This is a genomic window from Nonomuraea deserti, from assembly GCF_004348685.1.
In the GTDB taxonomy this organism is placed as follows: Bacteria; Actinomycetota; Actinomycetes; order Streptosporangiales; family Streptosporangiaceae; genus Nonomuraea; species Nonomuraea deserti.
Genome location: NZ_SMKO01000280.1, coordinates 1 through 9,761 on the forward strand (window position 1 = coordinate 1; position 9,761 = coordinate 9,761).

General features: G+C 69.5%; 8 protein-coding genes and 1 pseudogene. 4 read left to right on the forward strand and 5 right to left on the reverse strand.

The annotated features are described in order from the left end of the window. Both E1292_RS56255 and E1292_RS47360 read left to right on the forward strand, forming a co-directional pair. Window positions 1–103: pseudogene (locus tag E1292_RS56255) on the forward strand (IS982 family transposase); the annotation flags it as partial. Between the two features lie 312 nt (window positions 104–415). Next, window positions 416–1,939, forward strand: a complete 1,524-nt coding sequence (locus E1292_RS47360) for an ATP-dependent DNA ligase (RefSeq protein WP_132606357.1) — start codon at window positions 416–418, stop codon at window positions 1,937–1,939. A 165-nt stretch (window positions 1,940–2,104) separates the two neighbouring features. Here the strand turns inward: E1292_RS47360 and E1292_RS47365 are convergent, their stop codons facing one another. Next, the gene (locus tag E1292_RS47365; RefSeq protein WP_132606358.1) at window positions 2,105–3,550 is read right to left on the reverse strand and encodes an ankyrin repeat domain-containing protein; all 1,446 of its coding nucleotides are present in this window, start codon (window positions 3,548–3,550) and stop codon (window positions 2,105–2,107) included. A gap of 880 nt (window positions 3,551–4,430) precedes the next feature. On the opposite strand from E1292_RS47365, the gene E1292_RS55320 reads away from it, so the two are divergent. Next, window positions 4,431–5,060 (forward strand): septal ring lytic transglycosylase RlpA family protein, encoded by a 630-nt coding sequence (locus E1292_RS55320; protein WP_281284159.1) that lies wholly within the window; start codon window positions 4,431–4,433, stop codon window positions 5,058–5,060. Between the two features lie 297 nt (window positions 5,061–5,357). Here the strand turns inward: E1292_RS55320 and E1292_RS47375 are convergent, their stop codons facing one another. After that, window positions 5,358–5,948, reverse strand: coding sequence for a DUF1707 and DUF4870 domain-containing protein (locus tag E1292_RS47375; RefSeq protein WP_246090908.1), 591 nt, complete (start codon window positions 5,946–5,948; stop codon window positions 5,358–5,360). A 141-nt stretch (window positions 5,949–6,089) separates the two neighbouring features. On the opposite strand from E1292_RS47375, the gene E1292_RS47380 reads away from it, so the two are divergent. Continuing rightward, entirely contained in the window at window positions 6,090–6,434 is a 345-nt protein-coding gene (locus E1292_RS47380; RefSeq protein ID WP_132516187.1) for a hypothetical protein, read from the forward strand. A gap of 378 nt (window positions 6,435–6,812) precedes the next feature. Here the strand turns inward: E1292_RS47380 and E1292_RS51995 are convergent, their stop codons facing one another. From E1292_RS51995 to E1292_RS47390, 3 genes are all read right to left on the reverse strand, one after another. Then, complete coding sequence (locus tag E1292_RS51995) at window positions 6,813–7,211, reverse strand: alpha/beta hydrolase (RefSeq protein WP_165975128.1); 399 nt, start codon at window positions 7,209–7,211, stop codon at window positions 6,813–6,815. A gap of 337 nt (window positions 7,212–7,548) precedes the next feature. Beyond that, on the reverse strand, window positions 7,549–7,683 hold the full coding sequence (locus E1292_RS55325; RefSeq protein ID WP_281284158.1) for a hypothetical protein: 135 nt from the start codon (window positions 7,681–7,683) through the stop codon (window positions 7,549–7,551). A gap of 487 nt (window positions 7,684–8,170) precedes the next feature. Further along, window positions 8,171–9,271: a DUF4192 domain-containing protein gene (locus tag E1292_RS47390; protein ID WP_132606361.1), complete on the reverse strand. Its 1,101-nt coding sequence runs from the start codon at window positions 9,269–9,271 to the stop codon at window positions 8,171–8,173. Between the last annotated feature and the right edge of the window lie 490 nt (window positions 9,272–9,761).

Sequence of the window (9,761 nt, forward strand, 5' to 3'; positions counted from 1 at the left end):
GGCACGCATCAGCCAACGCATCCTCGCCCTCAACGCCGCAATCTGGCACAACTGGAACACCGACGCACCCGTGAAACGGTCCCTGACCGCCTACGACCACTAACCCAAATTCACATCAGCGATCTAGCGTCTGCCTCCTTCCTGGAGGCCTGCCATGGCCACCCGGTCGAAGCCGGTCCCGAAGGCCACCTTCCGGCACCACCAGCGGAGCCACCCTTCGGGCCCGGCACGGAAGCCACCTCCCCGCCTGCACTCGGCGCGGCCGTTCACACGCGTTGCCGCACCACGCTCAATGGGAGAAGGACGGCGTGGTCCCCCGCGAGGTCTGGAAACGTCGGCCGTGCACCGGGCGAATCACTGAGAATCCTTGAACCCGGTGGACGGAAATGTCGGCCACGTGAGGCACCATGAACGTGTGCTTCTGATCGACGTGGTCCGGGTGTCCGAGGCGGTGACGCGCACGTCCGCCCGGCTGGGCAAGATCGGCCATCTGGCGGAGCTGCTGGGCCGGGTCGGCCCCGACGAAGCCGGGATCGCGATCTCCTATCTGTCGGGTGAGCTGCCCCAGCGGCAGGTGGGCGTCGGCTGGCGCACGCTGGAGGATCTCCCCCAGCCCAAGCTGGCCGCCACGGCCACGCTGACCGCCGTCGACACGTTGCTGAGCAAGATCAAGGCGGTGTCCGGGCAGGGCTCGCAAGTGGCGCGCAGGGCGCTGGTGGCCGAGCTGTTCGCGGGGCTGACCAGCCAGGAGCAGCAGTTCATGAGCCGGCTGCTCCACGGCGAGCTGCGGCAGGGCGCACTCGACGGCGTGATGATCGAGGCTGTCGCCAAGGCGTCGGGCGCCCCTTCGGGCGATGTGCGCCGCGCGCTCACGCTGCGCGGATCGCTGCCCGCCGTCGGGGCTGCCGCGCTGGCCGGCGGGGTGGCGGCGTTGCACGCGTTCCGGCTGGAGGTGGGGCGGGCGGTCTCGCCCATGCTGGCGGGCAGCGCGCCCAACGTGGCGGCCGCCCTGGAGAAGGCGGGCACACCCGCGGCGCTGGAGTGGAAGCTCGACGGGGTCCGCGTGCAGGCCCACCGCGCGGGCTCGGAGGTCAAGGTCTTCACCCGCACCCTCGACGACATCACGCCGCAGGTTCCCGAGCTGGTCGAGGCCGTGCTCGCGATGCCCGCGGAAGACCTGGTGCTCGACGGCGAGGTGATCGCCCTGCGTCCCGACGGGCGGCCGCACCCGTTCCAGGTGACGGCGAGCCGGGTGTCCAGCAAGACCGACGTCGCGCGGCTGCGCGAGCGCACGCCGCTCAGCGTGTTCTTCTTCGACGCGCTGCGGGTCGACGGCGCCGACCTGCTCGACCAGCCCTACGCCGAGCGCCAGGAGGCGCTGACCCGACTGGTCCCCCAGGGTCTGCTGACCCCGCGGCTCGTCTCGGACGAGGTGACGGAGGCCGAGCAGTTCTTCGCCGACGTGGTGAAGGCCGGCCACGAGGGCCTGGTGGTCAAGTCCCTGGCCTCCCCCTACGCGGCGGGCCGCCGTGGCGCCGGCTGGATCAAGGTCAAGCCGCGTCACACGCTCGACCTGGTCGTGCTGGCGGCCGAGTGGGGCCACGGGCGGCGCCAGGGCAAGCTGTCCAACCTCCACCTGGGGGCCAGAGATCCCGAGGGCGGGTTCGTGATGCTCGGCAAGACGTTCAAAGGCATGACGGACGAGCTGCTCGCCTGGCAGACCGAACGTTTCCTCGAGCTCGCCGAAGGTCCCACCGACGGCTGGACGGTCAGGGTGCGGCCGGAGGTGGTCGTGGAGATCGCCTTCGACGGGGTGCAGCGCTCACCCCGCTATCCGGGCGGCATGGCCCTCCGTTTCGCCCGCGTCCTGCGCTACCGCCCCGACAAACGGGTCGAGGACGCCGACACGGTGGAGACCGTACGCGCTCTGATGTTGTGATCCTTACGGCCTCGCGACCCACCGGCTTCGGGCCGTCGAGAGGGTCGCGAGGCTCGGCGCACGGACCTGCGAGGCCCGTACGCGACCGGGGGACGCGCGTCGATCCGGCGGGCCGGACACCGTAGACCCGGACCGTCGAGAGCGGTCCGGAGGCGCAGCGGCGACTCAACGCGATCGAGACTCGATCAGATCGTGGAGCTGCTGGGTCACGGGATCGTGCGGGCGAGCGGCGAAAACGATGTGCAGCCAGCCGTCGGCGTCGGCTCGGAGGAGATCGTCACGGATCGACGGGTCGGCACCGCGCTCCAGGAGCAGGCGGACCACTTGGAGGCGACCGCCCGGGATCGCCCAGTGCAGGCCGGTCCGCCCGAGATAGGGCGCGACGTCGGGATGGACGCCGCGGTCGAGGAACCAGCGCACGACCTCGATCCGGCCGTGCTGGCAGGCATGGACGAACGCCTCCCCCACGACCTCCGCCGGATCATCGGTCGCCGGCAGCCGGGACGGAAAGCCTGCGCCGGTGTCGGCGAGGTCGGGACGTGCCGACACGGCGCCCGGTCGCAGCCTGCCGTCCGCGTCGAAACAGGCCCGCACCAGATCCAGCCGGCCGCAGGCGGCATACGTCCAGAGCGCCCGCGGGACGATCCCGTGCCCGGCGAGCAGGTCGACGACCTCCGTGTTGCCGTGGTAGATGGCGTCCTCCAGCGGGGTGACGCCCCATTTCCGGGTGCCGGGGTCGGCGCCGGCGTCGAGCAGCAGGCGCACGTATTCGACCCGGTTGGAACGGGCAGCCCAGGTGAGCGGGAGATCCAGGTTGGTGGCCTTGCCGAGCAGGACATCTACCGCGCCGCGCGGCACGCCGAGCGCCTTCCCGAGCCGGACACCGGGGATCGTCTCGGGACCCGCGAGCATGTGCAGCAGGGTGTCGGCCTGTTCGGCGGTCAGACCGGCCAGCCGATCGGTGTCGCCGGCCAGTAGTGCTTCGGCCTCACGGCGCAGCTGCCGCCGCTTCTCCCGGCGGTCGTCGAGATCGCGCCGGGATTTCTCGGTGAACGACACGAGCTCCTGCCAGGTCGGGAAGCCGAGCTCCCGCGCGATGATCAGCCGCGCGTCGCGAAGCTCCGCGGTCGCGGCGGCGGAGGAGGAGGACTCGGAGGCGGCCGAGCTCACCGCGCAGGACGCGGCGGCGGCAGAGGTCGTGGCGGGGGACGCGGCGGAGGTCGCGGGGGCGTGCCGCGGCACGTAGGCCCGCAACCGTTGCAGCGCGCCAGGATCGCCGCGGCGCAACTCGACGAGGAGAGCATCGGCCATCGAGGCGTAGATGCCCGGGCTGACCCCCATGAGGCGGGAGACCGGCCGATCCTCGGTGGTGCTGCGGCTGTCGATGTGAGCGCGGAACTCGGCCCAGGTCCGAAATCCGTGTTCCTGAGCGAGCACGAACTGGGCGTCACTGAGCAGGAACCGCTCGGCGGCCCGATACCCCAGCACGTCGGCGACCCGCGCTTCGGCCTCCGCATCGCCCGCCGCGTACGCGTGATGCAGGCGCTTGGCCTGCTTGCGGTAATAGTCCAGGTTCGGATGGACCGGCAACTCGAAATGACGATCGGACATCGCAACCTCCTTCGTCGCCGAGGTCCGCTTGCCCGGCCGGAAAGAGGTTGGTCTTGTCCAGTGCGTTGACGTGCTGCTCGAGGTGGGAAAGTCCCTGCCCGCGGACTGGGTGCGCCCTCGCAACGCTCCTTTCAGAGTAGTGATCTGCTCCGCGTGGAGGCAACCGTCAGGAACGGTCGAAGAGTAGTCCGGCCCGCTCGTCGCGGTCGTCGTCACGAAAGACGGACGATGCCGTGCCGCTCCATGCCCGCGCTGCAGCTAAGGCCCGCACCACTCGCAGGTCCACCCCGCCGTTCAGAACTGTGCGGCGCGCGGGCTGACGCCCGCCGTCCCAACCTGTGCGGCGCGCAGGCCCACCCCGCCGTCCAGGCCCACACCACGGCCGCTCCATATCCACCGGCCGCAGCCCGCGCCCTGCGATCCGGTCCACCTCCGACACCTGATCCACCCAGATCATGCTCATACCGCCTCCGGCGCGAGCGGCGTCCTCGATGACGTACACGTGCCGGTCCTCTCGGCCGGCTGCTAGATCGCCGGGCTGGGCCGAGCTCGTGAGATGAGTCACTTAATGTCCCATTAAGTTGTCTTTACTCGCCGTTTGTCGCATATGTTCGTCCTCGTCGCGCGGGATCCCCCAGCCAGCCCGCGGATCGGCCGCCGTACGCCCTCGCCCCCTGGCGGCCCGGCCTTTCCCTGCCCTATCCCCTATGTAGGACCGTGGTTTACGTTGGGCCAGCATTCCCGCAAGCCGTCTCCGCATGACCGCAAGCTCTCTCCCGCCACGCGATGGACCGCCGTCGCAGCCGGCGCCGCCGTAGTCTGCGCCGCCTCGACGACCGCCTGGGCCGCCTTCGGCAACGACGACTCCTACCGGCGCACGATGGGCACCGCTCCCGGCCAGGCCACCACCCCGAACGAAGCCGGCCGCCGGCACAGCCCGCGCCCGTCCCCCGCCTCCAAGACCCCGGCGGCCCACCCGAAGCCGACGACATCCCTTGATTCCGGCGCGAGCACCAGCTCCCGGGGATCCGGGTCGGTGACGGCGACCCCAGGCCTTGACGCGAAGGCACAAGCCCAGAGCCCACGCGCGAAGACGGAGTCCCAGGGCCCCAGGGAAAAGACCGAAGCCCGAGGGTCGGGAGCGAAAATCGAATCCCAGGCGACGGCGAAGCCCGGATCCCCCAAGCCGAAGACGCACTCCTCGAAGCCTGGATTCCGCGTGCTGTCGTCCGGCAGGTGCGGCGCTTCGTACTATGGCGACCCTCAGATGACGGCCAGCGGCGAGCGCTTCGACCCCTCGGCGATGACCGCCGCGCACAAGACCCTCCCGTTGGGCAGCAAGGTCCGCGTGATCAACCCGGCCAGTGGGGAGGCGGTCACGGTCCGCATCAACGACCGCGGTCCGTACATCGGCGGGCGCTGCCTCGACCTGTCCAGAGCCGCCTTCGCCGCCATCGGCAACATCAGTGCCGGTGTGATGAAGGTCAAGTACCAGGTCCTGGCCCGCTGACCTTGGCTACAGCCGATCAGCGGCAGGGCGGTGATCAGCCGGCCCGGTTCGGCCGGTGTCACGGGCCGGGGAGCTACCGACCGGCGGCGAAGCCACGAACGGCCGCATCCGAACGCCCAGGGCCACGCGGCGGGGAACTGGCGACCAGCGGTAGAGCGGTGATCGGCCAGTTCCGGAGGCCGGTGCCACGGCCGGGAAGCTCTGGAACGGGCGTACGGGCGGGAAAATGCCAGGGCGCCCCGCAGAGGTCGGGGCCTCGGCGGGGCGGACGCGAACGAAGTGAGATGAGACGTCGTGTCACTTGACCAGGCGGAGCGTCATCGGGTAGCGGAAGTTGCCCTCCGTCAGGGCCGAGACGCCGCCGACGATCGCGAGGACCACGGCCACGACCCAGATGATCGGGACCAGCACGACGCCGATGATGGTGAAGGGCAGCAAGATCGACGCCCCTACGAGCGTGATCTGGAAGTTGAGCGCCTCCAGCGCCTGCCGGCGGATGTAGGGGGAGGTCTTGCCCCCGGTGAGCAGCAGGATCAGCGGGGCCACGATCGGTACGCCGAGCAGCAGCACCATGTGACCGATGGCGGCGCCGAGGCGTTCGTTGCTCTCCGGCGCGCGCTCGTGACGAGCTTCAGCCGCGGGAGGAGAGGCGAGCTTGGGCACGACCTGGGTGCCGTAGATCTCGGTCATGATGGGCATCAGATCACCGTGCGTGCGCGCCGTCATCGCGCGCTCCAGCCGGTCGTCGAACTCGAGCTTGTCGAAGCGGCCCTCAGCATAGGCAGCCTTGACGTGCTCCACCACGTGCTCTCGGTCCTGGTTGGTGACGCGCAGTTGAGCTGGCGGCACCTGTCCCGGCCCAGGGGTTGTCGGTACCCCAGCCATCATGGCCATGCCTCTCCTCGGTGAGAATCGAACGGTCTCCCCCCATACTGCGTCCTCGAGGCCCAGGGTGCTATCCGGAGAATCCCCGATCTGTCCCCTAGATCATCCCCGACGCGTAGCCTCCAGATCGTATAAAAAGGAATCATGAGATGGCGCGACCGCTACGGCCTGCGTCGGCTGCGCGGCCCCAAAGTCGCAAAGTTCGACCGTGAGGCGACAGACGCCGACATCGAAGCGCTCATCGCCTTTGCCCGCTCGCGGCGTGGCGTCGAGTTCTATGTCGAGCCAGAGACTTTCGCCACCGACACGACCGCTGTGGCGGTGGCCGACGACGGCGAGTGGACCAGGCGGAGGGTCGGCTCACCGGCAGTCATTCGCAAGGTCGCTCGAAATCTTGCCCTGCCGGTGTACGACGTTCAGCTCACTGGATATCCGCGGCGGATGCGTGATTACAACGAGCGCCGCCGTCGTGAGGAGGACACCCCCTAACCGAAATAACCGAAATAACCGGAATTCCCCCTTTTCCCCTGATTTGTCAGGCGGCTGAAGGCCGGACCCAGTTGGCGATTTCACGTGTTCAAGCTGGTCACAGCGGCGGATGAACGTTCGCACTGGCCGCCGGTCGAAGACGACACGTGACAACCGGATCCGGCTCGGGCTCCGAAGCGGCGCTCCTCATCTCTCGGACAGGCTTCCATCATGGTCGAGGGAGAACCGAAGGGAGCCGTAAGCCGTCCGCACGGTGCTGGACGGTCTCTGGGACCGGTGTCGCATGGCCATGAAGTGGTCGCGGCTGGTGGCAGCGGTCCTGGTCTATGTCGGCGGCAGCACTCCGGGACACGCAGTGGTGCGCTTGCCGGTCTCGAACTAGTCGGTCAGTTTGTCGGGGCACATCCGGTAGGTGGAGGTGTGCGCGTCGTCGTCGACGGTCACCACGGTCCCGCCGATGGCCTCGCGCATGGCGGGCGTGAACTCGTACGGTGACAGCACCTCGTACAGGTGCCCGGCGAGCATCAGCGAGCCGCCGGATGGCCGCAACTTCGTCTTCTGCACCGGCAACGGCCACCCCGCGCACGGTGCGACGTAGGCGGTCGTCCAGCCGGGCATCGAGTGGTAGAAGTTTCCCCGTCCGGTCACCGGATAGCGCTGCACGCGCTTCCGGTAGGCGTTCCACGCCGACTCGAACGTGCGCGAGCCCGAGTCCTCGTTGCACTGGAACGCGAGGGCCGTCGTGAAATCGGTGCCCTGACGCGAGCGGCCGAACACCTCCTTGACCGCCGGGGGCGCAGCCGGGCCCTCGGCCTCTGCCAGTTCCTTGAATCCTTGGGCGATCTTGGGCCACTCGGGGCTGGGCCGGGAAGCGGCTCGTCCAGCTCCGCCCTCATCATGAGGATCAGGTGGGGCATCAGATAGCCGGAAGCGCCCGGCCCTCCGGGGTTGAACGCCAGGTTGCCCAGACGGCGCTGCTGGTCGGTCGCCTTCAACCGGGTCAGGGCGATGCTGATCTGCCTTCCCTTCGGATCGGCGTAGTCCTGGGGAACGCTGATCGTCCCGCATTCGGTACGGCCGAGCAGTTGCCTGAACCTGGCGAACGATTCCTCCCTCAGGCCCAGCCCGCGCAGGTCCTCGTCAGAGTGTTCCGGCACTCCTGCCACGTGATGGCAGGCTTCTCGGCCTCGGACCCGGTCTCGCCGTGGGCCACGACGGCGGGGGTGCCGGCGGTGAGGGATCCCGTCAACAGAACTCCTGGGACGATGCCGGCAGCGCGGGCCGTCGTCCGGCGATTCACGAGTCGCGATCCTTTCCTGGAGGGATTCGCACTGCAGGGAACGGCCTCGCCAAACAGCCACCATGCGGCGCAGTGGTTTTCGAACATTCATGTCACTTATGCACCCGCGGCTGTTTCCACACCGTTTCCGGCAGCGCGGCCACGCGACCACGGGCTCACAGACCAGCACTCGTGCCCGCAGGCCACGCTGGAGATCGGTGGCCTGTCCGGGTAAGACCTGGTCCGCGTGAAACCCCGGCTCTCACGCGATTCCGCGCCTGCACGTGCCACAACGCTTGCCACAACGGCACCGACGACCAGCCCGAGCAGGTTTCCTCGGAGGTATTCGATCAACGGCTGGACCGCTGTGACGGGCGGTGGTCACCGAACGTGCGTCGGCCGGCGGCGGGGCAGTGCGTCGTCGTCGAAGCGCCCTGTGGCGAACGACCGGCGCGGATCATTCGAGTGGTGGTGGCGGAGCCTCGTCGTCGAGCACGTTGACGAGGGGCAGCAGCCACGCCGCGTGTACGGGCCCCATGGCGGCGTCGAGCTCGGCCGGGGTGGGGAGACGGTTTCGGAGGACGCTCGGGGAGAGCAGGTTCTGCAGGGCGTGCATGAGGAGGTTGGCCATCGAGTAGCCGGGGTCGACGGTCAGGGCGCGCTCGAGGGCGATGGTGGCCTGGACGTTGTTTCCTCCTCGCCAGGACGCCATGGCCAGGAGGGAGGCGGCCGGCGGCGTGAAGCGGGGCTCCAGCCTGCGCGTCAGATCTTTCCACAGGGACGCGTGGGATGCGTCCATGAGGGTCCAGGCCTCGTCGCGGACGCGGATGATCGCCAGGTCCAGGCCGAGCCTGGCGGCCTCGGCGTCGTCCAGACGGCCGCCCTCGGCGTGGGTCCGCACCGCCGACCGGACCCTGGCCAGGCCCTCCGAGACGAACTGCCGGGCGTAGGCGTCGAGGTCCGGAGTGGCGGTGAGCCCGGCCCTGACCTCCGCGATCGCGTCGGACGTGGCCCGCTGCATCGCCATGCGCACCGGGCCGGTGACAGGGGCCAGCGTGCGCTCCAGCGCCTCGCGGTCGGGCAGGGCCACCAGGCCCCGGACCGTCGCCTCCGCGGCGATCTGGCTGGTGGACGGGTCATAGGGGGTGCCTTCCGCGGGACAACATCTGGGGACGTCGCAGATGTAGGACCAGTAACGGCCCTCGTGGGCACGTAGCGCCTCCCCCACGTGGACGCCGGCCCGCGGAGCCAGCCGCCTGACCTCGTCGACCGCCGGGGTGACCACCTCGCCGGGACCGTAGCCGATGATCACGATCTCCGTGACGCCCTCCCGTTGCAGGAGGGGGGCCAGCGGGTCGAGGGTGCCGGGCTCCAGCGGGAGGCCCCACCGGGCCACGACCTTGGTCGCCCCGTGGTCGATGCCGATCACCACGAGGGAGGTCTTCGGGTGGAAACCCACCAGGTAGGGGACGGCTGCGAGGACGTCGGAAGGGCTGGCCAGGGTGAGGCGGGGCTCGTCGGTGAAGGCGGGAGCGGGGGTGGAGCTGTCGGTCGTCATGGGCCCAAGGGTGCCGGGGGCAGGCGAGGGCCGGACGAGCCGAAAGTCGTTCTGTGGACGGCGATGTCTTATCCACAAGCAGCACGGTGATCAGGGATTGTACCGAGCGCGCAGTCGAGAGCTCCTTTCCTTCATGTGAGCGCTCAGCGCGCACGACCCGTCCCCTGACTTGGTCGGCTCCGCCCTCCGGGCAGCCGTGAGCCGAGACCGGACAAGCGCTGATCGTGCGATGGGAAGCCCTCAGCTTGGCGTATCCCGTGGGCAGGAGCCGGGAAACGATTCGCTAGGTGATGGCGAGCTATGACGGACACAACCCGTGGGCGTGTGGACCGAAGCCGGAGCATCCGGTGACGACGGCGGAAGCCGTGTCGTGGTGATGCGCCGCTCTCCTGACTCGCCCCGACGGAGGGACGGGTTCGGTCTGGGCGGCTGAACCTTCTCCTGCCTCAGGGTGCCGGATCGGGCCCGGGGACGGGTGCAGGGCTGGGGG

What these genes read in the sequence shown, in the direction of transcription:
- E1292_RS47380 (WP_132516187.1), top strand. Translation starts at nt 6,090, where the DNA reads ATGAGATGGCGCGACCGCTACGGCCTGCGTCGGCTGCGCGGCCCCAAA.
- E1292_RS47365 (WP_132606358.1), bottom strand. Translation starts at nt 3,550, where the DNA reads ATGTCCGATCGTCATTTCGAGTTGCCGGTCCATCCGAACCTGGACTAT.
- E1292_RS47375 (WP_246090908.1), bottom strand. Translation starts at nt 5,948, where the DNA reads ATGATGGCTGGGGTACCGACAACCCCTGGGCCGGGACAGGTGCCGCCA.
- E1292_RS55320 (WP_281284159.1), top strand. Translation starts at nt 4,431, where the DNA reads ATGGGCACCGCTCCCGGCCAGGCCACCACCCCGAACGAAGCCGGCCGC.
- E1292_RS47390 (WP_132606361.1), bottom strand. Translation starts at nt 9,271, where the DNA reads ATGACGACCGACAGCTCCACCCCCGCTCCCGCCTTCACCGACGAGCCC.